The organism is Serratia sp. OS31 (genome assembly GCF_014164835.1).
GTDB classification, from domain to species: Bacteria; Pseudomonadota; Gammaproteobacteria; order Enterobacterales; family Enterobacteriaceae; genus Serratia; species Serratia liquefaciens_A.
Map to the genome: position 1 here is coordinate 20,871 of NZ_JACJFQ010000015.1, position 22,399 is coordinate 43,269.

Annotated in this window: 21 protein-coding genes; 15 read left to right on the plus strand and 6 right to left on the minus strand. The window is 56.8% G+C overall.

Features of this window, described 5'->3' with window-relative positions:
• Positions 1 to 158: 158 nt before the first annotated feature.
• The gene (locus H5P17_RS14065; protein WP_044554924.1) at positions 159 to 2,594 is read right to left on the minus strand and encodes a bifunctional aspartate kinase/homoserine dehydrogenase II; all 2,436 of its coding nucleotides are present in this window, start codon (positions 2,592 to 2,594) and stop codon (positions 159 to 161) included.
• 2 nt (positions 2,595 to 2,596) lie between these two features.
• Positions 2,597 to 3,757, minus strand: a complete 1,161-nt coding sequence (gene metB, locus H5P17_RS14070) for a cystathionine gamma-synthase (protein ID WP_020837533.1) — start codon at positions 3,755 to 3,757, stop codon at positions 2,597 to 2,599.
• Between the two features lie 317 nt (positions 3,758 to 4,074).
• Between metB and metJ the strand changes: the two genes are divergently transcribed.
• Positions 4,075 to 4,392: a met regulon transcriptional regulator MetJ gene (metJ, locus tag H5P17_RS14075; protein WP_012147461.1), complete on the plus strand. Its 318-nt coding sequence runs from the start codon at positions 4,075 to 4,077 to the stop codon at positions 4,390 to 4,392.
• A 77-nt stretch (positions 4,393 to 4,469) separates the two neighbouring features.
• On the opposite strand, the gene rpmE is transcribed toward metJ, so the two are convergent.
• Positions 4,470 to 4,685, minus strand: a complete 216-nt coding sequence (rpmE, locus tag H5P17_RS14080; RefSeq protein ID WP_012147462.1) for a 50S ribosomal protein L31 — start codon at positions 4,683 to 4,685, stop codon at positions 4,470 to 4,472.
• Between the two features lie 199 nt (positions 4,686 to 4,884).
• On the opposite strand from rpmE, the gene priA reads away from it, so the two are divergent.
• The 7 genes from priA (at position 4,885) to rraA (ending at position 12,956) form a co-directional block, all read left to right on the plus strand.
• Positions 4,885 to 7,080: a primosomal protein N' gene (gene priA, locus H5P17_RS14085; protein WP_182823539.1), complete on the plus strand. Its 2,196-nt coding sequence runs from the start codon at positions 4,885 to 4,887 to the stop codon at positions 7,078 to 7,080.
• Positions 7,081 to 7,368: 288 nt separating this feature from the next.
• Positions 7,369 to 8,397 (plus strand): DNA-binding transcriptional regulator CytR, encoded by a 1,029-nt coding sequence (gene cytR / locus H5P17_RS14090; protein ID WP_020837535.1) that lies wholly within the window; start codon positions 7,369 to 7,371, stop codon positions 8,395 to 8,397.
• A gap of 65 nt (positions 8,398 to 8,462) precedes the next feature.
• Complete coding sequence (gene ftsN / locus H5P17_RS14095; protein WP_182823541.1) at positions 8,463 to 9,401, plus strand: cell division protein FtsN; 939 nt, start codon at positions 8,463 to 8,465, stop codon at positions 9,399 to 9,401.
• 102 nt (positions 9,402 to 9,503) lie between these two features.
• Positions 9,504 to 10,034, plus strand: coding sequence for an ATP-dependent protease subunit HslV (hslV, locus tag H5P17_RS14100; protein WP_012147466.1), 531 nt, complete (start codon positions 9,504 to 9,506; stop codon positions 10,032 to 10,034).
• Between the two features lie 12 nt (positions 10,035 to 10,046).
• On the plus strand, positions 10,047 to 11,381 hold the full coding sequence (gene hslU, locus H5P17_RS14105; protein ID WP_020837542.1) for an HslU--HslV peptidase ATPase subunit: 1,335 nt from the start codon (positions 10,047 to 10,049) through the stop codon (positions 11,379 to 11,381).
• A 91-nt stretch (positions 11,382 to 11,472) separates the two neighbouring features.
• Positions 11,473 to 12,390: a 1,4-dihydroxy-2-naphthoate polyprenyltransferase gene (locus tag H5P17_RS14110; RefSeq protein WP_182823543.1), complete on the plus strand. Its 918-nt coding sequence runs from the start codon at positions 11,473 to 11,475 to the stop codon at positions 12,388 to 12,390.
• 80 nt (positions 12,391 to 12,470) lie between these two features.
• Positions 12,471 to 12,956, plus strand: coding sequence for a ribonuclease E activity regulator RraA (gene rraA, locus H5P17_RS14115; RefSeq protein WP_020837546.1), 486 nt, complete (start codon positions 12,471 to 12,473; stop codon positions 12,954 to 12,956).
• A 56-nt stretch (positions 12,957 to 13,012) separates the two neighbouring features.
• On the opposite strand, the gene zapB is transcribed toward rraA, so the two are convergent.
• A complete protein-coding gene (gene zapB / locus H5P17_RS14120) occupies positions 13,013 to 13,252 on the minus strand; it encodes a septal ring assembly protein ZapB (RefSeq protein ID WP_020837547.1) in 240 nt (79 codons plus the stop codon).
• A 539-nt stretch (positions 13,253 to 13,791) separates the two neighbouring features.
• Between zapB and H5P17_RS14125 the strand changes: the two genes are divergently transcribed.
• From H5P17_RS14125 to glpX, 3 genes are all read left to right on the plus strand, one after another.
• Positions 13,792 to 14,637, plus strand: a complete 846-nt coding sequence (locus tag H5P17_RS14125; protein ID WP_020837548.1) for an MIP/aquaporin family protein — start codon at positions 13,792 to 13,794, stop codon at positions 14,635 to 14,637.
• A gap of 43 nt (positions 14,638 to 14,680) precedes the next feature.
• Positions 14,681 to 16,189, plus strand: a complete 1,509-nt coding sequence (gene glpK / locus H5P17_RS14130) for a glycerol kinase GlpK (RefSeq protein ID WP_020837549.1) — start codon at positions 14,681 to 14,683, stop codon at positions 16,187 to 16,189.
• 130 nt (positions 16,190 to 16,319) lie between these two features.
• A complete protein-coding gene (gene glpX, locus H5P17_RS14135) occupies positions 16,320 to 17,330 on the plus strand; it encodes a class II fructose-bisphosphatase (protein ID WP_182823544.1) in 1,011 nt (336 codons plus the stop codon).
• Between the two features lie 33 nt (positions 17,331 to 17,363).
• On the opposite strand, the gene emrD is transcribed toward glpX, so the two are convergent.
• Entirely contained in the window at positions 17,364 to 18,548 is a 1,185-nt protein-coding gene (gene emrD, locus H5P17_RS14140; RefSeq protein WP_044554919.1) for a multidrug efflux MFS transporter EmrD, read from the minus strand.
• Between the two features lie 296 nt (positions 18,549 to 18,844).
• On the opposite strand from emrD, the gene H5P17_RS14145 reads away from it, so the two are divergent.
• A complete protein-coding gene (locus tag H5P17_RS14145) occupies positions 18,845 to 19,468 on the plus strand; it encodes a metalloregulator ArsR/SmtB family transcription factor (protein WP_044554918.1) in 624 nt (207 codons plus the stop codon).
• Between the two features lie 3 nt (positions 19,469 to 19,471).
• Positions 19,472 to 20,218 carry a ferredoxin--NADP(+) reductase gene (gene fpr / locus H5P17_RS14150; RefSeq protein ID WP_182823546.1) on the plus strand — a complete coding sequence of 249 codons (747 nt, stop codon included), beginning with the start codon at positions 19,472 to 19,474 and terminating at the stop codon, positions 20,216 to 20,218.
• A 16-nt stretch (positions 20,219 to 20,234) separates the two neighbouring features.
• On the opposite strand, the gene H5P17_RS14155 is transcribed toward fpr, so the two are convergent.
• On the minus strand, positions 20,235 to 20,660 hold the full coding sequence (locus H5P17_RS14155) for a DUF805 domain-containing protein (protein ID WP_182823547.1): 426 nt from the start codon (positions 20,658 to 20,660) through the stop codon (positions 20,235 to 20,237).
• A gap of 199 nt (positions 20,661 to 20,859) precedes the next feature.
• Here H5P17_RS14155 and H5P17_RS14160 point away from each other — a divergent pair, with 199 nt between their 5' ends.
• Positions 20,860 to 21,450: a DUF1454 family protein gene (locus H5P17_RS14160; protein ID WP_182823549.1), complete on the plus strand. Its 591-nt coding sequence runs from the start codon at positions 20,860 to 20,862 to the stop codon at positions 21,448 to 21,450.
• A 127-nt stretch (positions 21,451 to 21,577) separates the two neighbouring features.
• Positions 21,578 to 22,345: a triose-phosphate isomerase gene (gene tpiA, locus H5P17_RS14165; RefSeq protein WP_041415104.1), complete on the plus strand. Its 768-nt coding sequence runs from the start codon at positions 21,578 to 21,580 to the stop codon at positions 22,343 to 22,345.
• Positions 22,346 to 22,399: the final 54 nt, after the last annotated feature.

Here is a 22,399-nt window from a genome sequence, read left to right on the forward strand (position 1 = left end):
GATAGAAAATGCCGCATGTTGGCTAAAGAGTCAACAGGAAAGTGAGGGGAATACGATGATTAATCCTCACCCGTTAAGAGAAGGAATTTCATGTTCGCAACACAGAGAATTATGGCAGGAAAAACGAGGGGCGCGACGGATGCGCGCCCACAAGAAAATTAAAGCAGCTGCGCCAAACGGTTAAGGTCTGACTGGATCGCCCCGGCAGTGACGTCGCGCCCGGCCCCTGGTCCGCGGATCACCAGCGGATTGTCACGATACCAGCGGCTTTCGATAGCGAATACGTTGTCGCAAGGCAGCAAAGACGCCAGCGGATGCTCAGGGCGGACCGCTTCCACACCGACCCGCGCCTTGCCGTTGGCATCGAAGCGCGCCACATGTCGCAGCACCAGCCCCATTTCACTGGCGGCCTCAAAACGCTGCAGCATCTGTTGGTTCAACGCATCGCCATTTTCAAAGAACTGATCCACGGAGCCAAGCTCTGCGCCCGCTGGCACCAGCGACTCCACCCGCACCTGATTCGGTTCAATGTCGTAGCCCGCTTCGCGCGCCAGAATCACCAGCTTGCGCATCACGTCCTGGCCGGAGAGATCGACGCGGGGATCCGGCTCGGTCAGCCCCTGTTGCCAGGCCTGATCCACCAGATCGGTGAACGGCACCGTGCCGTCGAACTGCAGGAACAGCCAGGACAGCGTCCCGGAGAAGATGCCGCTAATGGCCAGAATGCTGTCACCGCTGTCGCGCAGGTCGCGCACCGTATGGTTGACCGGCAGACCGGCACCGACGGTAGCGTTATACAGCCAGTGGCGGCCAGTCTTGGCAAAAGCATCGCGAATTTGGCGATAGTTAGCGCTGCACGACGCTCCCGCCAGTTTGTTGGCGCTGATCACGTGGAAACCGTAGCTGGCGAAGTCCAGATACTGCTCGGCCAGATTTTCACTGGCGGTCACGTCCAGCACCACCAGATCATCGAACGGGTGCGCGCGCATCCACAAGAACAGTGACTCTTCGTCCAGTTCCTGCGCTTCATCTTCGAAGAAGGCCAATACGCGGCTGGCGTCCAGCCCGTCGTAATTGAGCAGGCTGCGGCGACTGTCCACCACGCCCGCCAGACTGAATTCGAAGCCGCTGCGGGCGGAGATGTTTTTCTGTTCGCGAGCAAACAGCTCCAGCCAGCGTGCGCCAATGTTGCCTTTGCCGAACAGCACCAGACCAATACGTTTTTCAGCGCGGAACAAGCTCTGATGCAGGCCCTGAATCAGCAGCGCGGTCGGCCCCTGACGCAGCACCGCCACCATGCTGATGCCATCCTCAGCCTGCCAGATAAACTCTACCGGTTGGTCTTTCAATTGCTGATAGAAGCGATGACTATGCAGCGGGTTTTTACAAACGCCGGCACCCACCAGCGCCACCAGCGCCAAGCCTTCGCGCAGTTGCAGCTCACCCGGCAGCCCCGCGTTTTGCAGCGTGTGCAGGACGCTGTTCACCACTTCGGAGGTGTAGCACAGCTGAACCAGACTGCGGTCCGGATGAACTCCGACCGCCAGCGGTTTGATCTGCGCGCGTTTAAGCACCAAATCCAACTCTTGCTGCGCCAGTTTAAAATCATGCTGACCGGCAACCTGCAGCTCAATCAAACACACGTCGTCATGGCTGGTGACGATCTTCGCACCGGTGCCCGAGGCCAGCACGCGTTCAATACGCGTTGAACCCTGTTCCGGCTGATAACTGCAACGCAGTTGAAGATCGATATCGCTGCCGGATACCGGCTGCAAAGTACGGGTGTGCAACACCGGAGCCGCCAAACGCGCCAGTTCACTGGCTTCGTCCAGGCGCAGCAGCGGCAGCAGGCAGGCATCTTTCACCTTGCGTGGATCGGCGCTGTAGACCCCGGCCACGTCGCTCCAGATGGTCACGCGCTCCGCACCGGCCAACGCACCGACCTGAGTGGCGGAATAGTCGCTGCCGTTACGTCCCAACAGCACGGTTTCGCCGGCGTCGTTACGTGAAATAAAACCGGTGACCACCAGGCGCTTGCCCGGGTGCTGCGCCAGCAGTTGTTGCAGCAGGGGATAAGAACGACCTTCATCAACCTGCGGCTGAGCAGCACGTTCCGCCCGCAGGAAATCACGTGCGTCCAACCAGGCCGCCTGCATATCCAGCTTGTTCAGTACCGCTGCCATCAGCCGCGCCGACCAGATTTCACCGTGGCCAACCACTTCGGCATAGATGACGTCGTCGAGCTTTTCGTCCAGCAACACGGCCAGACGCTCCAGATCCTGAATAAATTCGGCGATCAAGGGTTCCGCGGTTTCCGGCGGTAACAGACCGCTAATCAAATCGCTGTGATAACGACGCAGCGTCTGCTGTACCTGATGCGCAGAAAGGCGATCGCTCTGACTAAGCTTTAGCCAGCTAATCAGTTGGTTAGTGGTACTGCCGGCAGCCGACACCACCATCATGTCGCCCGGCTGGCTGTATTCGGCCATGATCCCGGCCACCCGCAGATAACACTTCACGTCCGCCAGGCTGCTGCCGCCAAACTTGTGCAGTTGACGCCCGCTCACCGGCCCTGCTACCGCAATTGCATTCATGCTTACCTCGTTGCCGCCGCCTGGAAGGCACGTTCCAGATCGGCAATCAAATCTTCACTGTCTTCAATACCCACGGAGATACGCAGCAGGCTCTCGGAAATACCGGCCGCCGCACGGGCTTCTGCCGCCATACCTGCATGGGTCATGGTCGCTGCATGCGAGATCAGGCTTTCTACGCCGCCCAACGATTCTGCCAGAGTAAACAGCTCAAGGGCAGACAGAAAACGGCGCAATAGCGCTTCATCACCGTCCAGTTCAAAGCTGAGCATCGCGCCAAAACCGCGTTGCTGACGACGTGCAATCTCGTGCCCAGGGTTCTGTGGCAGAGAAGGATGATACAGCTTTTTCACCAAGGGTTGCTGCTGTAAATAACTGACAATAGCTTCGGCGTTTTGTTGCGCCGCCTTGATACGCGGCGACAGGGTACGCATACCGCGCAGCAGCAAATAGCTGTCAAACGCGCCGCCGGTCACGCCGATATTATTGGCCCACCACGCCAGTTCCACCGCCAGATCTTTATCTTTGGCGATCACCGCACCGGCGACCACGTCGGAATGGCCGTTAAGGTATTTGGTGCAGGAGTGCACCACCAGATCGGCGCCCAGTCCGATGGGCTGTTGCAGCGCCGGGCTGAGGAAGGTGTTGTCCACCACCGTCAAGGCCCCCACTGCGTGCGCCGCATCGCATATCGCCGCAATATCCACCACGCGCAACAATGGATTACTCGGACTTTCAATCAGCACCAGCTTGGGCTTTTGCGCCAATGCCTGCTGCAGCGCCTCTTCATTCCCCTGATCGACAAACAGCACGCGGTAAGCGCCACGCTTGCTGAGGCTGTCGAACAAGCGGTAGCTGCCGCCGTAGCAATCATGCGGCGCCACCAGCAGATCGCCGGGCTGCAGCAATACGGTGGTCACCAGATGGATCGCCGACATCCCGCTGCTGGTCATCACCGCACCGGCACCGCCTTCAAGTTCCGCCAACGCACGCTGGACCACATCACGCGTCGGGTTACCGCGGCGCGAGTAGTCATGAGCGCGAGGCTGATTGAAGTCGGTAAAATTATAGGTGCTGGAAAGGTGGATCGGCGGAACAACGCAGCCGTACTGTTCGTCATCGTTCAGGCCGCTACGTACGGCAATCGTGGCAGGTTTACGCGTCATAGGGTCGCTCGGCTCTCGGGATTCGGATGAATGAGGCCTAAAGATTAATCGCAGCGAGGATAGACATCAATACATCTGGACATCTAAACTTCTTTGCGTATAGATTGAGCAAAGCCCTAATACCCGCTAAAATTATGCCAGTTTGATATGACGATACGATGTTAACCCGGAATGCATAGGCGACGCCTATTGATCGTCCGCATTCAGTGACCCTGGTCGCGTAAAATTGACATTTATTTAGTGAGAACAGTGAAGATCGGGCATAATTGGCCGGTTTTTAGAATTTTGTAATTTTTCTGACAAATTTAAGGTGTCCCATGGCTGAGTGGAACGGCGAGTATGTCAGCCCTTACGCTGAACACGGTAAAAAAAGCGAGCAAGTCAAAAAGATCACGGTATCCATTCCGCTGAAGGTCCTGAAAATCCTCACCGATGAACGGACCCGTCGCCAGGTCAATAACCTGCGCCACGCCACCAACAGCGAATTGCTGTGTGAAGCGTTTCTGCACGCCTTTACCGGCCAGCCGCTGCCGAACGACGAAGACCTGCGCAAAGAACGCAGCGATGAAATCCCGGAAGCCGCGAAGCTGTTGATGCGTGAATTGGGTGTGGATCCCGATACCTGGGAATACTAAGCGCCGGTCTGCGAAAGCAGACGGTAGAAACGAAAAAAGGCGCCGAAGGCGCCTTTTTCATCTGACGATAAGAAATCTTATTTCTTAGCGCCTGGCACGCTGAAACGCTTGTTGAAGCGGTCAACGCGGCCACCGGTAGCAACGTCACGCTGCTTGCCAGTGTAGAACGGGTGGCATTCGCCACAAACGTCCAGGTTCAGATCGTGACCCACGGTAGAGCGGATTTTGATCACGTTACCGCAAGAGCAGTTAGCAGTAACTTCTTCGTATTTTGGGTGGATACCTTGTTTCATGGGAAACCTCAGTTAAGGCCGTGTCGCTATCCAGCCCTGTTTCGCCAGACACCACACGTGGTTGATAATAAAATTTGGTATCGAATTATACCAAAGGCGGCAAATTATACAGAATTAAAAGTACCACGCAATCGGAACCGTACATTTGCCGATGCGCCGTGTAAACTGATGGACTGTTTTTTTACTCTGGATGACCTCAATGCCTGTTGTTCACGTTGCTTTGCCGGTACCCCTCGCCCGCACCTTCGACTATCTGCTGCCGCAAGGCCTGCAGCCTGCGGTCGGCGCGCGCGTAGGCGTTCCCTGGGGCAAGCAGCGGGCGATCGGTATCGTCACCGGGTGCAGCGAAACCAGCGAATTGCCGCTGGATAAGCTCAAACCGATCGACAGCGTGATCGACGACGCCTCCTTATTCTCTCCCAGCCTGTGGCGTATTCTTCGCTGGGCCAGCGACTATTACCATTACCCGATTGGCGAAGTGCTGTTCCACGCGCTGCCCATCCTGCTGCGTCAGGGAAAAGCGGCGGAAACTGCCCCGCTTTGGCAATGGTTCGCGACCGAACAGGGCCGTGCCACGCCACCGGAAAGCCTGAAGCGTGCCCCCAAACAGCAGCAGGCGCTGGCGGCGTTGCTGCAACGCCCGGTTTATCGTCACCAGGTCAATGAACTGGCGTTAACCGAGAGCGCTTTGCAGGCATTGCGCACCAAGGGGCTGGCCGATTTACGGGCCCAGACGGTAGCGACGCAGGACTGGCGGCCCGGCTTTGAAGTGTTGGGCGAACGGTTACGGCTGAACACCGAGCAGGCAACCGCCGTGGGTGCCATCCGCAGCGAAGATACTCAGTTCGCCGCCTGGCTGCTGGCCGGGGTCACCGGCTCCGGCAAGACCGAAGTCTATCTCAGCGTGCTGGAAAACATTCTGGCGGCCGGCAAACAGGCGCTGGTGCTGGTGCCGGAAATCGGCCTGACGCCGCAAACCATCGCCCGCTTTCGCGAACGTTTCAACGCGCCGGTAGAGGTGCTGCACTCCGGCCTCAACGACAGCGAACGGTTGTCGGTGTGGCTGCGCGCCCGCAGCGGCGAAGCAGCGATTGTCATTGGCACCCGCTCGGCGCTGTTTACCCCGTTTGCACGCCTGGGCGTGATCATCATCGACGAAGAGCACGACAGCTCTTATAAACAGCAGGAAGGCTGGCGCTACCACGCACGCGATCTGGCAGTCTTTCGCGCCCGCGAGGAAAACATCCCGATGGTGATGGGCTCCGCGACGCCGGCACTGGAAACGTTGCACAACGTGCAATTGGGTAAATATCGCCAGCTGAAACTCACCCAGCGTGCGGGCAACGCCAAACCGGCAGCTCAACACCTGATCGACCTGAAAGGCCTGCCGCTGAAAGTGGGTCTGTCGCAGCCGTTGCTGAAAAGCATGCAGCACCATTTGAAGGCCGGTAACCAGGTGATGCTGTTCCTTAACCGTCGCGGCTACGCACCGGCGTTGCTGTGCCACGAATGCGGCTGGATTGCCGAATGCCAGCGTTGCGATCATTACTACACCTTCCACCAAAACCAACGTCAACTGCGTTGCCACCACTGCGACAGCCAGCGCCCGGTACCGCACCAGTGTCCGCAGTGCGGTTCGACACACCTGGTGTCGGTGGGCGTCGGTACCGAACAGTTGGAAAACGAACTGGCGCCGCTGTTCCCGGAAACGCCCATCACCCGCATCGATCGCGACACCACCAGCCGCAAGGGCTCGCTGGAACAGCACCTGGCGGATATTCACCGCGGCGGGTCACGTATTTTGATCGGCACCCAAATGCTGGCAAAAGGGCACCATTTCCCGGATGTCACGCTGGTGGCACTGCTGGACGTCGACGGGGCGCTGTTCTCGGCCGATTTCCGTTCCGCCGAGCGCTTTGCCCAGTTATATACCCAGGTCTCAGGTCGGGCCGGCCGGGCAGGTAAAGCCGGCGAGGTGTTGCTGCAAACCCACCATCCGGAGCATCCGCTGCTGCAAATCTTGCTGCAGCAGGGTTACGACGCCTTTGCCAAACAGACGCTGGCAGAGCGCAACAGCGTATTCCTGCCGCCCTATACCAGCCACATCATTGTCCGTTCGGAAGATCACGATAACCAACAGGCGCCGCAATTCCTGCAGCAATTGCGCAATCTGCTGGAAGCCAGCCCGCTGAAGGACGATTCGCTGTGGGTGATGGGGCCGGTTCCCGCACTGCAGTCAAAACGCGGCGGTCGTTTCCGCTGGCAACTGCTGCTGCAACACCCTTCACGGCAGGTGTTACAACGGTTGATGAAAAGCACCTTGCCGTTAGTCGGCACCCTGCCGCAGGCACGCAAGGTAAAGTGGACGCTGGACATCGACCCGATAGACAGTTGATCCCAGAAAAGTCTGATTCAGTTCCTGCCAGGCAAACGTTTACCCTTGAAATTGCGAGCGAACGCTAAAAAACCTCCTCAGGTCACACTTTTTATGCAAATTAGGTAACAAAGGCAGGACATATTCTGTTTAGAATGTCTGTGAAGGCAATTTTGTCACCGCTGCACTACCGTGACCGAATGTTTAAGCGCGGATGGCGCTAAATCATAACAACTCCACCGCACGCCAGAATTTGTGAGCAAACTGAAGTAGTCGCGTTGGCATGGGGCTAACGCAAGGAGAAAGGCGTTGGAACACAAGAAAGAATTATCCATGGCAACCATGAAAGACGTTGCCGAAATGGCGGGCGTTTCAACGGCAACCGTGTCGCGTGCGTTGATGAATCCGGAAAAGGTGTCAACGCCGACGCGTCAGAAAGTGGAACAGGCCGTGCTGGCCGTAGGCTATTCTCCTCATGCTCTCTCCCGTAATATCAAGCGCAACGAATCCCGCACCATCCTGGTGATTGTCCCCGACATTTGCGATCCCTTTTTCGCCGATGTGATCCAGGGGATCGAGCAGACCGCGGCACAACAGGGTTATCTGGTGCTGATTGGGGACTGCGCGCAACAAAACCAACAGGAACGCACCTTCGTCAATTTGATTATCACCAAGCAAATCGATGGCATGCTGCTGCTCGGCTCTAACCTGCCGTTCGACGCCAGCAAGGAAGAACAACGCAATCTGCCGCCGATGGTGATGGCCAACGAGTTTGCCCCGGAGCTGGAACTGCCGACGGTACACATCGATAACCTGACCGCCGCCTTCGAAGCCGTGCATTATTTACATCAGCTCGGACACAAGCAAATCGCCTGTGTCGCCGGGCCTGAACAGATGCCGCTGAGCCATTATCGGCTGCAAGGTTACATTCAGGCGCTACGTCGTAATGGCATTAGCGTCGAAAGCAGCTATATTACCCGAGGTGATTTCACCTACGAAGCTGGTGCTCAGGCGCTGGCGGCGCTGATGGCGCAACCAAAACCACCGACGGCAGTCTTCTGCCATAGCGACGTAATGGCGATTGGCGTGCTGTCGCAGGCGAAAAAAATGGGGCTGCGGGTACCGCAGGACCTCTCCATCGTCGGCTTTGACGACATTAAACTGGCGCAGTATTGCGATCCGCCGTTAACCACGGTGGCTCAACCGCGCTACCAGATTGGCCAGCAGGCAATGCTGTTGTTGCTGGAGCAGTTGCACGGACAGAACGTGGCAAGCGGCTCCCGGCTTTTGGACAGTGAATTGATTATCAGAGGCAGCACGGCTGCCCCTAAACGCTAGTCAAATATTTTAGGGTTCAGTAACATGACGGACTTATCCCCTCATCAGGACACAGCGGAATAATAGTGGCACAAAAAGACTATGTAAGCCGTGGGCGCGCAGCAGGAGCTAAGCGAAAAACCCCCAGCCGTAAAAAACGCAGTTCTCCGAAGGTCTCCAAAACCGTGTTGGCGCTGGCCGTCGCACTTCTGGTGATATTTGTCGGTGGCCTCTATTTCATTACGCACAACAAGCCGGATGACGTACCGCTGCTGCCTGCGCACAGCAATCGTCCGGGCAACGGCCTGCCGCCGAAGCCGGAAGAACGTTGGCGTTATATCAAAGAGCTGGAGAGTCGCCAGATTGGCGTACAAACCCCGACCGAACCGACGGCCGGCGGCGAAGCCAACTCCAAGACTCAGCTGACCGCCGAGCAGCGCCAACTGCTGGATCAAATGCAGGCGGATATGCAACAGCGTCCGACGCAGCTCAATGAAGTGCCGTATAACGACCCTTCACAGGCCGCTGCGCGTAACAGCCGCCAGCAGCAACAGCAGATGCAACAGCAGCCCATCCAGCAGCAACAGGTCCAACAGCCGCAGGTGACTCAGCCGCGTAATCCGTTTAACAACGGCGCGACGACACAGCCAGTGCAGCAGCAGCCTAAGCCGCAACCCAAACCGCAGCCGGTCACACCGCCGCCTGCGCAGGTTAAGCATCCTGAGCCAAAACCGCAGCCGAAACCGGAAGTGAAACAGGAAGCGGCCAAGCAGGAAACGGAAACCAAGCCAGAATCGAAGCAGAAGTGGATGGTGCAGTGCGGCTCGTTCCGCGCCACCGATCAGGCAGAATCCGTGCGTGCACGCCTGGCGTTTGAAGGCATCGAAAGCCGTATTACCGCCGGCGGTGGCTGGAATCGCGTGGTGCTCGGCCCATACAGCAGCCGGGCTGCTGCGGACAAAACCCTGTCGCGCCTGAAGGGCGTGGGCATGTCAAGTTGCATTCCCCTCTCCGTTGGGGGTTGAAAAGCGTCAATCCCCCCCCATCTATACTCTCAATATGCCTCGTAGTGTCTGCGCAAGCAGATGCTGCGAGGGCTTCTTTCCGTCTTCAACGAGGGTCTGCTCGTGACAACAATTGTAAGCGTACGCCGCAACGGCCAGGTAGTGATCGGTGGCGATGGCCAGGCCACCTTGGGCAATACGGTAATGAAGGGCAACGTCAAGAAAGTGCGTCGCCTGTATAACGATAAAGTGATTGCCGGTTTTGCCGGTGGCACCGCGGATGCCTTCACGCTATTTGAGCTGTTCGAGCGCAAGCTGGAAATGCACCAGGGTCACCTGGTGAAAGCAGCCGTTGAATTGGCGAAAGACTGGCGTACCGACCGCATGCTGCGCAAGCTCGAAGCGCTGCTGGCCGTCGCGGATGAAAACTCATCGCTGATCATCACCGGCAACGGCGACGTGATCCAGCCTGAAAACGATTTGATTGCGATTGGCTCCGGCGGTCCGTACGCCCAGGCAGCCGCTCGTGCGATGTTGGAAAATACCGAGCTGAGCGCCCGCGAAATTGTTGATAAATCCCTCAACATCGCCGGCGACATCTGTATTTACACCAACCATTTCCACACCATTGAAGAATTGCCTTCCAAAGCGTAAGGATCGAATACTATGTCTGAAATGACCCCGCGCGAGATCGTCAGCGAACTGGACAGCTACATTATTGGCCAGAACAAGGCCAAGCGTGCCGTTGCCATCGCCCTGCGTAACCGCTGGCGCCGGATGCAGCTCAACGAGATGCTGCGCCATGAAGTCACACCAAAGAACATTCTGATGATTGGCCCTACCGGCGTCGGTAAAACCGAAATCGCCCGTCGTCTGGCGAAGCTGGCCAACGCGCCGTTCATCAAGGTTGAAGCCACCAAGTTCACCGAAGTGGGCTACGTCGGTAAAGAAGTGGATTCCATCATCCGCGATCTGACCGATGCCGCGATCAAAATGGTGCGCCTGCAGTCAATCGACAAGAACCGCACCCGCGCCGAAGAACTGGCCGAAGAGCGCATCCTCGATGTGCTGATCCCGCCGGCCAAGAACAACTGGGGCCAGGCGGAAGAACATCAAGAGCCTTCTGCTGCGCGTCAGGCATTCCGCAAGAAACTGCGTGAAGGCCAGCTGGACGATAAAGAAATCGAGATCGATCTGGCTGCCGCGCCGATGGGCGTGGAAATCATGGCGCCTCCGGGCATGGAAGAGATGACCAACCAGCTGCAGTCGATGTTCCAGAACCTCGGCGGCCAAAAGCAGAAACCACGCAAGCTGAAGATTAAAGAAGCCTTCAAGCTGCTGGTGGAAGAAGAAGCGGCCAAGCTGGTAAACCCGGAAGAGCTGAAAGAACAGGCGATTGAAGCGGTTGAACAGCACGGCATCGTGTTTATCGACGAGATCGACAAAATCTGTAAGCGCGGCGGCCAGAGCTCCGGCCCGGACGTGTCTCGCGAAGGCGTGCAGCGCGACCTGCTGCCGCTGGTGGAAGGCTGTACCGTCTCTACCAAGCATGGCATGGTGAAAACCGATCACATTCTGTTTATCGCCTCCGGCGCATTCCAGACCGCCAGCCCGTCAGATTTGATCCCGGAACTGCAGGGCCGCCTGCCGATCCGCGTTGAATTGCAGGCGCTGACCACCGAAGATTTCGAGCGCATCCTGACCGAGCCAAGCGCGTCGCTGACCGAGCAGTACAAAGCGCTGATGGGCACCGAAGGCGTCAATATCGACTTCACCGCCGATGGCATCCGCCGCATCGCAGAAGCCGCATGGCAGGTTAACGAAAGCACCGAAAACATCGGCGCGCGTCGTTTGCACACCGTGCTTGAGCGTCTGATGGAAGATATTTCCTATGATGCGAGTGAAATTAATGGTCAATCCATTACAATTGATGCGGATTACGTACGTAATCATCTGGATGAACTGGTAGCGGATGAAGATTTGAGTCGTTTTATCCTATAATCGCTCAATCATGTCCAGTCAGTCATCTGTGGGAGGCATTGCCTCCCACAATTATTTCTAACGGACACAGCCACTAACTCTGAAGCGAAAAATGAGCTCATCAACTACCACCTCCCCGGCCAGAGCCTGGCTTGAAAGTTTACGACCGCGCACTCTGCCGCTGGCCTTTGCCTCGATCGTCGTCGGTTCGGCCATTGCCGCCTGGCAGGGCAGCCTGAAACCCGGCGTGGCGCTGCTGGCACTCCTGACGGCCGGTCTGCTGCAAATTCTCTCCAACCTGGCGAACGACTATGGCGATGCGGTAAAAGGCAGCGACAAAGAAGATCGCATCGGGCCGTTGCGCGGCATGCAAAAAGGCATGATCACCCAGGCACAAATGAAGCGCGCGCTGGTGGTGACGGTAGTGTTGATCGCGATTGCCGGCTGTTCATTGATCGCCGTGGCCTGCGAACAACCCAGCGACGTGGTGGGCTTCCTGGTGCTGGGCGGGCTGTCTATCGTCGCCGCCATTACCTATACCGTCGGCACCAAACCCTATGGCTATCTGGGGCTGGGTGACATTTCGGTGCTGGTGTTCTTCGGCTGGCTGAGCGTGGCGGGCACCTACTACCTGCAAACCCATGCGTTCGACAGTATTGTGATGTTACCGGCCACGGCCTGCGGCCTGCTGGCCACCGCAGTGCTGAACATCAATAATTTGCGCGATATCGAAAGCGACCGCGCCAACGGCAAAAATACCCTGGCGGTACGCCTTGGGCCACAGAATGCACGCTATTACCACGTGGCGCTGCTGATCGGTGCAGTAGCCTGCTTCGCGCTGTTCACGCTGCTTAACCTGCATAGCCCGTGGGGCTGGCTGTTTGCCCTGGCTATCCCGTTACTGGTGCGCCACGGTCTGCGCGTGTTACGCGATCCAACGCCGTCAGGCATGCGCCCAATGCTGGAACATATGGTCAAAGCGGCGCTGTTGGCCAACGTGTTGTTCGCGATTGGCGTGGTGCTCAGTTAGCCATCGAACTGATGATTTTGCCAACAGGGCGGATAAAGGGATATACTGATTATTCCAGCGGCAAACAGACGTAAAATCCTATGAAATACGATACTTCCGAACTTTGCGACATCTATCATGAAGAGGTAAACGTTGTTGAGCCTCTATTCTCCAATTTTGGCGGGCGTACTTCATTTGGCGGGCAAATCACTACGGTGAAATGCTTTGAGGATAACGGCCTGTTATTCGAGCTGCTTGAAGAAAACGGTCGCGGCCGTGTTCTGGTGATTGATGGCGGTGGTTCGGTACGCCGCGCCCTGATCAACGCAGAACTGGCTCGCCTGGCAACCCAGAACGAATGGGAAGGCATCGTGGTTTACGGTGCGGTACGCCAGGTGGACGATCTGGAAGAACTGGATATCGGCATTCAGGCGATGGCGGCCATTCCGGTCGGCGCCGCCAGTGAAAGCATCGGCGAAAGCGACATCCGCGTAAACTTTGGCGGCGTGACCTTCTTCTCCGGCGATCATCTGTATGCCGACAACACCGGTATTATTCTGTCCGAAGACCCACTCGATATCGAGTAATCTGCAGACATGAAAAAGGGCGCCTCAGGCGCCCTTTTCGATCGTGCAATACGGAATCAGACTTCTTCCATTTTGCCCAACAGCGCGCGCAGGCGGTCTTGCCATACGTGCTGCTCTTCTTTCAGTTGCTGGTTCTCGCGTACCAGCGATTCCTGGTTGCCGGAGGCAGCCTGAACTTCCTGAGACAGAGTATTGTTTTTTTCTTTCAGCTCTTCAATTTCCATCTGCAGCAGGGTGATGGTATCGATCGCCTGCTGAACTTTTGATTCCAATTTCTCAAATACTTCAAATGACATTCTTCAGTCCCCTCATGATAGCAAGGCGTACATCTATAGGTAACGGCCGCAACTCGGGTTGCAACTGCTGCGAATATGCATCGCGCCAAGTGACACACGCTTTTATTGAAAATAACGCGCCTGTCTCGATAAAACGCTTCTTTCGATAAAAACGATTGTAAGTAGCCTGTCCCCGGCTGTCTAGCAACATCCGGCTCATCGCGCAGTCTGTTGCAATTTTCCTGCCCCCACCATCAGCAAAAACCGAAAATGCCTCTCGGTCATAAATTGATTTGTTAACAGTCGGGGATAAAAGCACTGGTCAGATCACAGTTTTATGGAGCAGAAAGAACACAAAACGACGCGAATTCGCTCAATTTTATGACGAAGCACACACATTTTGATTTCGCTATTTCTCGTTTATGTTCGTTAACGATAAATTTACATCACGTCCTCAATTAATAATTGGACGAGATGAAAAAAACTGTACCCCTAGGACGGATCGATACACCTTCCGAGCCTATAAACCTATAACCGCCGTTTTGCAGGACAACAACATTATGAGCCAAACCACCAGTCCGACCCTAAAAGGCCAGTGCATCGCTGAGTTCCTCGGCACCGGTCTGTTGATCTTTTTTGGCGTAGGCTGCGTTGCCGCGCTGAAACTGGCAGGTGCCAGCTTCGGCCAATGGGAAATCAGTATCATTTGGGGCCTGGGCGTCGCCATGGCCATTTATCTGACCGCTGCCATCTCCGGTGCGCACCTCAACCCGGCCGTGACCATCGCGCTGTGGTTGTTCGCCTGCTTTGACGGACGCAAAGTACTGCCTTACATTGTCGCGCAGATCGCCGGAGCCTTCTGTGCAGCAGCCCTGGTCTACGGGTTGTACTACAACCTGTTCTTCGATTTCGAAGCAGCCAATCATATGGTACGCGGCAGCGACGAAAGCCTGGCCCTGGCCGGCATCTTCTCTACCTACCCGAATGCGCACATTTCCGTTGGCCAGGCGTTCCTGGTTGAAACGGTGATTACCGCGATCCTGATGTGTCTGATCCTGGCGCTGACCGATGATGGCAACGGCATCCCGCGCGGCCCGCTGGCCCCGCTGTTGATCGGTATTCTGATTGCCGTGATCGGCGCCTCTATGGGACCATTGACCGGCTTTGCGCTGAACCCGGCGCGTGACTTCGGTCCGAAAATGTTCGCTTATCTGGCCGGCTGGGGCAAAGTGGCCTTCACCGGTGCACGTGATATTCCGTACTTCCTGGTGCCAATCTTTGGTCCAATCATCGGTGCCTGCCTGGGTGCCTTCGGCTACCGCATGCTCATTGGCCGCAATCTGCCGTGTGACGTTTGTGTAGACGAAGAACAACCCGCCGCCAAGGCTCAGCAGCGTAAAGCGTGATTGGCACAGTTTTAAAACGGTTAACAACAGCAGGACTAAGATCATGACTGTAGAAAAAAAATACATTGTCGCTCTCGACCAGGGTACCACCAGTTCACGTGCCGTAGTGCTCGACCACGATGCCAACATTGTTGCGGTATCCCAGCGCGAGTTCACGCAGATTTACCCAAAAGCCGGCTGGGTTGAGCATGATCCGATGGAGATCTGGTCATCACAGAGCTCCACGCTGGTGGAAGTGCTGGCGAAAGCCGATATCAATTCCGATCAGATTGCCGGTATCGGCATCACCAACCAGCGTGAAACCACCATCGTCTGGGAAAAAGAGACCGGAAAACCGATTTACAACGCCATCGTCTGGCAATGCCGCCGCACCGCCGACATTTGCGAAAAGCTCAAGCGTGACGGCCTGGAAGAGTACATCCGTCACAACACCGGCCTGGTGGTTGACCCGTACTTCTCCGGCACCAAGGTAAAATGGATCCTCGACAACGTTGAAGGTGCCCGCGAACGCGCCAAACGCGGCGAGCTGCTGTTCGGTACCGTCGATACCTGGCTGGTGTGGAAAATGACCCAAGGGCGGGTGCATGTGACCGATTACACCAACGCCTCACGTACCATGATGTTCAACATCCATGAGCTGGATTGGGATGACCGCATGCTGGAAGCGCTGGATATCCCACGCGCTATGCTGCCGAAAGTCCGTCCTTCTTCTGAAGTGTATGGCCAGACCAACATTGGGGGTAAAGGCGGTACGCGTATTCCTATCGCCGGTATCGCCGGTGACCAACAGGCGGCGCTGTACGGCCAACTGTGTGTTCAACCGGGCATGGCGAAAAACACCTACGGCACCGGCTGCTTCCTGCTGATGAACACCGGCAAAGAAGCGGTACGCTCAAGCCATGGCCTGTTGACCACCATCGCCTGCGGCCCACGCGGCGAAGTGAACTACGCGCTGGAAGGTGCCGTGTTCATCGGCGGCGCTTCTATCCAGTGGCTGCGCGACGAACTGAAACTGATCAGCGATGCAGCCGACTCCGAGTACTTCGCCACCAAGGTGAAAGACAGCAACGGCGTGTACGTGGTTCCGGCCTTCACCGGCTTGGGCGCTCCTTACTGGGACCCGTATGCCCGTGGTGCGATCTTCGGCCTGACCCGCGGCGCGAACAGCAACCACATCATCCGTGCGACACTGGAATCCATTGCGTACCAGACGCGCGACGTGCTGGATGCCATGCAGGCAGACTCCAATACCCGCCTGCAATCGCTGCGTGTGGACGGTGGCGCGGTCGCCAACAACTTCCTGATGCAGTTCCAGTCCGACATCCTCGGTACTCGTGTCGAGCGTCCTGAAGTGCGTGAATCGACCGCGCTGGGTGCCGCATTCCTGGCAGGTCTGGCTATCGGTTACTGGAATGACCTGGATGAGGTGAAGAGCAAGGCGGTTATCGAACGCGAGTTCCGTCCAAGCATTGAAACCACCGAGCGTAACTTCCGTTACAGCGGCTGGAAAAAAGCGGTTGCCCGCGCACAAGCGTGGGAAGAGCACGACTAACGCTGTTTTGCTTTGTTAACCTGATAACGCGCTGCCTTCGGGCGGCGCGTTTTTTTGCCCCGCCCCCGCCGCCGCCCGCTGTGATAAACTTTGCCGATATTTTCTTCCTTTCTCACAGACAGGTTTTGCCATGAAACGTGAATTAGCCATCGAATTTTCCCGTGTTACCGAAGCCGCCGCGCTGGCGGGCTACAAATGGCTGGGACGCGGCGACAAGAACGCCGCCGACGGCGCGGCGGTCAACGCAATGCGCATTATGCTCAACAAAGTGGATATCGATGGCCGCATCGTGATCGGCGAAGGCGAAATTGATGAAGCACCGATGCTGTATATCGGCGAGCAGGTCGGCAGCGGTCAGGGCGATGCGGTGGATATCGCGGTCGATCCGATCGAAGGTACTCGCATGACCGCCATGGGCCAACCCAATGCATTGGCGGTACTGGCGGTCGGCGATCGCGGCACCTTCCTGAACGCGCCGGACATGTATATGGAAAAACTGGTGGTTGGCCCGGCGGCACGCGGCGCTATCGATCTTAACCTGCCGTTGGCGGAAAATCTGAATAAGGTGGCGGCCTGCCTGGGCAAACCGCTGACTCAACTGACCGTGGTCATTCTTGCCAAGCCGCGTCACGACGGCGTTATCGCCCAAATGCAACAGCTGGGCGTTCGGGTGTTCGCCATTCCTGACGGTGACGTGGCGGCCTCCATCCTGACCTGCATGCCGGACAGCGAAGTCGACGTGATGTACGGCATCGGCGGCGCGCCAGAAGGGGTGATTTCCGCCGCGGTGATCCGCGCATTGGACGGCGATATGCAGGCTCGCCTGCTGCCACGCCATCAGGTGAAAGGCGACAGCACCGAAAATCGCCGTATCGGCGAAGAAGAGTTGGCACGCTGCAAAGCGATGGGCATCGAAGCCGGCAAGGTGTTGGTATTGGATGAAATGGCGCGCAACGACAACGTTATTTTCTCTGCAACCGGCATCACCAAGGGCGATCTGTTGGAAGGCATCAGCAGTCAGGGAAATATGGCCACCACGGAAACCCTGCTTATCCGCGGCAAATCACGCACTATCCGCCGCATTCGTTCGACCCATTACCTGGATCGCAAAGACCCGGCGCTGCACGAATTCCTGCTGTAATGAAACAGGGCGCCGATTGGCGCCCTGCAAGTTTTATGCGGTATGACCCTGATGCTGCATTCGGTTCGACAGCGGCCACCAGCACAGCAATATCAGCAGCGCCATGGCAAACATCAGCAGCCCGAGGCTGAACTGCCCGGTTTGCGGCAGCATGGCGGAAAGCCAGGTCGCCAGGCCAGACCCCATATTCTGCATACCACCGACCAATGCTCCCGCCGCGCCGGCCAGATAGGGGAACGGCTCCATCGCACCGGTGGTGGCCAGCGGGAACATCATTCCCGCGCCGAAGAAGAACAGCGCAGCCGGCACAATCAGCGTCCAGATGTTCATCACCCCAAACCAGCCCGGGATCCACATCATCAGCCCCGCCAACAGGCAGCTGATAACCGAATGCCACACCAGCGTGTGGAAGGTCTTACCGTCACGACCGGCATACCAGGCACCAAAGAACGCCGCCGGGATCGGCAGTATAAACAGGAGACTGACGGTCAGACCACTCAGGCCCAGCACGCCGCCCATCAACACGCCACAGCTGGCTTCAAAGACGGCGATCCCCGCCAGCGCACCGATCAGCATGACCAGATAACAACTGAACGTGCCGTCAGTCAGCAGCTTGCGGAAACTTGCCAGCATGCGCCGTTTTTCGGTTTGCTGCGGCCGGGTTTCCGGCAGCCAGCGGAACATGGCAAAGGCCACGCCGGCACAGAGTATCAACAGGAAGGCATAACAGGCGCGCCAGCCAAAGACCATCGCCAAAGCCCCGCCGATGATCGGCGCCAGCAGCGGACTCACCAGAATGCCCATGTTAAGCAGGCTATTGGCATACCGCAGCGAGGTGCCGGCATACAGGTCACGCGGCATGGTACGTGCCATCACCCCCGCCACGCCGGTACCCATACCCTGAATGGCGCTGGCGGCAACCAGCATCGTCAGGCTGTTGGACAACAGCGCCCCCAGGGCCCCCATCAGAAAGATCATCATCCCGGCCAGGATCACCGGACGGCGGCCAATGCGGTCCGACAACGGGCCGTAAATCAGCTGCGAGAACCCGTAGGTCATCAGATACGCCGCCATCACGCGCTGCACTGCGCCGGAACGCACCGACAGATCCTTGGCAATGTCAGCAATAACAGGAACATAAATGGTTTGTGCCATCTGACCGACGGCCACTAACAGGGTAAGCATCACCAACAGGTGAAAGTTTTCTATTTTTCTCATTATCTTCGTTAACGTTTTAACTCGTCACAGCGTCCCGGTATGGCCCCACATTCAGCCAGAACGGCGAGCAGCCCTCTATGGCGGCATAAGCTAACAAATCTGATTTTTTTAGCGAGTTTCAGGCAGATATTGATCCACGTCACAGTGGCAGCAAAGGCAACCAGCCTCGTAAATTAAACTGTACGTCTACCGCTTAAGAGTTAAAAAGAGCAAACTTTCAGTAGTTTAGCTTTAGCATTTAATCGATAATTATTTTCATCATCTTGAAATAAAATAACACCATAGGGATTTGGACAATGAAGACACCAGAGCTGATTTTATTGCAGTTAAAAACCCTGGGGCCACACTCCGCCAAAATGCTGGCCGAGCGTTTGGATATCACCCCCATGGGCATCCGTCAGCATCTGCAATCCCTGGAAAAACGTGAGCTGGTTTGTTACGAGGAAGCGCGCACCAAAGTGGGCCGTCCGACACGCTACTGGTCGCTGACCCATGAGGGGCACAGCCGGTTCGCCGATGGCCACGATACTTTGGCGACGGCGTTGTTGGAGTCCGCCCATCAGCTGTTTGGCACTGAAGCGGTTGAACAGTTACTCAGTGCGCGCGAAGAGAAACTTTATCAGCGCTATGCCGAAGAGCTGTCGGAAGAGACCTGCCATCAGGCCAAACTCGCCCGGTTGGTGCGCCTGCGGCAACACGATGGCTACATGGCCGAACTGCTTGAGCATCCGCAAGGCGTGCTGCTGGTGGAAAACCACTGCCCCATCGGCGTAGCGGCCACCGCCTGCAGCAGCCTGTGCAACTCGGAGCTGCAACTGTTTCACCGCCTGTTTGGCCACGGCTATCGCATAGAGCGTACTGCGCATGCTATTTCCGGCTCACGACATTGCGCTTATTTGATTCGACCATTGGAGCTTTAGAGTATGGCTGATTGGGTTAATGGCAAGGTTACGCAAGTCAAACAATGGACCGACGGATTGTTCAGCATTACCGTCCACGCCCCCATAGATCCCTTTATTGCCGGGCAGTTTGCCAAGCTGGCGCTGGAAGTTGACGGTGAACGCGTGCAGCGCGCCTATTCTTACGTCAACGCCCCCAGCGATCCGAATCTGGAGTTTTACCTGGTTACCGTACCGGAAGGCAAACTGAGCCCGCGGCTCAATCAGCTACGACCGGGTTCGGAAGTGATGGTGACCAAAGAGGCCGCCGGATTTTTCGTGCTGGACGAGGTGCCGGAGTGCGACACCCTGTGGATGTTGGCCACCGGGACTGCCATTGGCCCTTACCTGTCGATTCTGCAGGAAGGCAAAGGCTTGGAGCGTTTTAAAAACCTGGTGTTGGTGCATGCCGCACGCTTTGCCCGCGATCTCAGCTATCTGCCACTAATGCAGCAGTTGCAACAGCGTTACAACGGCAAACTGCGCATTCAAACCCTTGTCAGCCGTGAAGAAGTCCCCGGCTCACTGACGGGCCGCGTGCCGGCACTGATTGAGGATGGCCGCCTGGAAGCGGCGGTGGGCCTGACTCTCGATGCCGAAACTGACCACGTCATGCTGTGCGGCAACCCGCAAATGGTGCGCGATACCCAGCAAACGCTGAAAGATCAGCGCCAAATGCGCAAGCACCTGCGCCGCAAACCGGGCCATATCACCAGCGAACACTACTGGTAACGGATAGCCCCTGGTTTCAATCCGCGCCGAACTTAACGGGTTTGGCCGGCGGACCAAAACGATTGTCCTCGGGCGTGCCGACGAACGCGCCCAAATCGATCATCATCATCACAATGATCAACGTCGGGATAAAACGCCCCACGCCCCACTGCCAAACCGGCGCCAGCATTTGCCAGTTACCCGCCGCCAGCAGCCAAGCCACAATCAGTAACAACGCCCACCAACCGGCTTTATTGCGGTCATGCAAACGCTTCACCAACACCGCCGCCGTTGGCCACAGCAGCCCAACGATAAAGAATGCAATGGTTTGGATGTCCACCAGCTCACGGCTGGCAAGCGAAAAGGCCACCGCCATCAGCAGCACCCACAGCACCATCCAGATCCAGAAATCACGCCGCCCAATTCGGCCCTTAAACGAAAAACACCACTGTTGTATTGTCATTGAATCCTGCGTTGTTTGCCTGCCCATATTCTGCCGTGCAGTGTAACATAGGCGCTGCCGGGCGAAGATTTCTGCCCTGCATTACGCGGAGTAACGCACAGCTTTCTTGTCAGCGAGCGATAATGGCGCGGGATCTTTGACACCCCCCTCTGTTCTCGCTTTAATCGGAGCCATCTTTGTCATTGATGCCGTATATACCATGCTGAGAAAAACCATCGCCATTGCCTGCCTGTTGCTGGGCATCGGCAGCGCCTGGGCCGATCCGCCGGATGCCCCCGCCAACGCTTCGCCTACCGCGCCTTACCTGCAGGCCGGAGCGCCAACGTTTGATCTGACGGTGGTAAAATTCCGCGAGAAATACAATCGTGATAACCCGACGCTGCCGATCGGTGAATTTCGCGCTATTGCCACCGCCGAAGACGATTCGCCGCTGCTGACGCGCGCCGCCAGCAAGTTGAACGAAAATCTCTATGCCTCAACCGCGCTGGAAAAAGGCACCGGAAAAATCAAAACGCTGCAAATTACCCATCTGCCGCTACAGCAGAGTGGCGAAGAAAAGGCTGCTCGCACCATTGCCGTCAGCTATATGGCCGCGTTGATGCGCCAGTTCGAACCGACGCTGACGGTGGAAAAAAGCCTGAGTAAAGTGGCTAACCTGCTGGAAAAAGGCAAAGGCTCGCGTTTTTACCAACAGCAGGTCGGCGCGATCCGCTATGTGGTGGCAGATAACGGCGATAAAGGGGTAACTTTCGCTGTTGAACCGGTTAAGCTGACGTTATCCGAGCCGTAACAGCAGGCTATTTAATGACGAAAAGCAAAGCCTTCGCGCTTAATCATCTCTATACTGTTGGGCAGGTAAACTGCCGGTCCGGCAGTGGTTATTTCGACTCTCGCGTTCCCTTGTTGGAGGAAAAAACATGCGTCATCCATTAGTTATGGGTAACTGGAAGCTTAACGGCAGCACTCACATGGTTAACGAACTGATCGCCGCTCTGCGCAATGAGCTGAGCAGCGTTGACGGTTGTGGCGTCGCTATCGCACCGCCTGTGATGTATCTGGACCAGGCGAAACACGCACTGGCCGGCAGCCGCATTGCTCTGGGCGCCCAAAACGTAGACGTGAACCTGTCCGGCGCATTCACCGGTGAAGTTTCCGCCGACATGCTGAAAGATATCGGTGCGCAATACATCATCATCGGCCACTCCGAGCGTCGTACTTACCACAAAGAAACCGATGCGGCGATCGCCGAGAAATTTGCCGTGCTGAAAAAAGCCGGCCTGATCCCAGTGCTGTGCATCGGTGAAACCGACGCAGAAAACGAAGCGGGTAAAACCGAAGAAGTTTGCGCACGCCAGATCGACGCCGTGCTGAAAACTCAGGGCGCAGAAGCGTTCAAAGGCGCCGTGATCGCTTATGAGCCAATCTGGGCTATCGGTACCGGTAAATCCGCTACCCCTGCGCAAGCTCAGGCAGTACACAAATTTATCCGCGATCACATCGCCAAGCAGGACGCTGCGGTAGCTGCAGAAGTGATTATCCAGTACGGCGGTTCCGTGAACGATAAAAATGCCGCCGAGCTGTTCACCCAGCCGGACATCGACGGCGCGCTGGTTGGCGGCGCATCACTGAAAGCCGATGCTTTCGCCGTGATCGTCAAAGCCGCTGCCGCTGCTAAAAAAGCCTGATTTTTCTCTGGCTGCTAAATAAAAAACCCCGGCAAGCCGGGGTTTTTTATTATT

What these genes read in the sequence shown, in the direction of transcription:
- H5P17_RS14065 (WP_044554924.1), bottom strand. Translation starts at nt 2,594, where the DNA reads ATGAATGCAATTGCGGTAGCAGGGCCGGTGAGCGGGCGTCAACTGCAC.
- metB (WP_020837533.1), bottom strand. Translation starts at nt 3,757, where the DNA reads ATGACGCGTAAACCTGCCACGATTGCCGTACGTAGCGGCCTGAACGAT.
- metJ (WP_012147461.1), top strand. Translation starts at nt 4,075, where the DNA reads ATGGCTGAGTGGAACGGCGAGTATGTCAGCCCTTACGCTGAACACGGT.
- rpmE (WP_012147462.1), bottom strand. Translation starts at nt 4,685, where the DNA reads ATGAAACAAGGTATCCACCCAAAATACGAAGAAGTTACTGCTAACTGC.
- priA (WP_182823539.1), top strand. Translation starts at nt 4,885, where the DNA reads ATGCCTGTTGTTCACGTTGCTTTGCCGGTACCCCTCGCCCGCACCTTC.
- hslU (WP_020837542.1), top strand. Translation starts at nt 10,047, where the DNA reads ATGTCTGAAATGACCCCGCGCGAGATCGTCAGCGAACTGGACAGCTAC.
- H5P17_RS14110 (WP_182823543.1), top strand. Translation starts at nt 11,473, where the DNA reads ATGAGCTCATCAACTACCACCTCCCCGGCCAGAGCCTGGCTTGAAAGT.
- rraA (WP_020837546.1), top strand. Translation starts at nt 12,471, where the DNA reads ATGAAATACGATACTTCCGAACTTTGCGACATCTATCATGAAGAGGTA.
- zapB (WP_020837547.1), bottom strand. Translation starts at nt 13,252, where the DNA reads ATGTCATTTGAAGTATTTGAGAAATTGGAATCAAAAGTTCAGCAGGCG.
- H5P17_RS14125 (WP_020837548.1), top strand. Translation starts at nt 13,792, where the DNA reads ATGAGCCAAACCACCAGTCCGACCCTAAAAGGCCAGTGCATCGCTGAG.
- glpK (WP_020837549.1), top strand. Translation starts at nt 14,681, where the DNA reads ATGACTGTAGAAAAAAAATACATTGTCGCTCTCGACCAGGGTACCACC.
- glpX (WP_182823544.1), top strand. Translation starts at nt 16,320, where the DNA reads ATGAAACGTGAATTAGCCATCGAATTTTCCCGTGTTACCGAAGCCGCC.
- emrD (WP_044554919.1), bottom strand. Translation starts at nt 18,548, where the DNA reads ATGAGAAAAATAGAAAACTTTCACCTGTTGGTGATGCTTACCCTGTTA.
- H5P17_RS14145 (WP_044554918.1), top strand. Translation starts at nt 18,845, where the DNA reads ATGAAGACACCAGAGCTGATTTTATTGCAGTTAAAAACCCTGGGGCCA.
- fpr (WP_182823546.1), top strand. Translation starts at nt 19,472, where the DNA reads ATGGCTGATTGGGTTAATGGCAAGGTTACGCAAGTCAAACAATGGACC.
- H5P17_RS14155 (WP_182823547.1), bottom strand. Translation starts at nt 20,660, where the DNA reads ATGACAATACAACAGTGGTGTTTTTCGTTTAAGGGCCGAATTGGGCGG.
- H5P17_RS14160 (WP_182823549.1), top strand. Translation starts at nt 20,860, where the DNA reads ATGCTGAGAAAAACCATCGCCATTGCCTGCCTGTTGCTGGGCATCGGC.
- tpiA (WP_041415104.1), top strand. Translation starts at nt 21,578, where the DNA reads ATGCGTCATCCATTAGTTATGGGTAACTGGAAGCTTAACGGCAGCACT.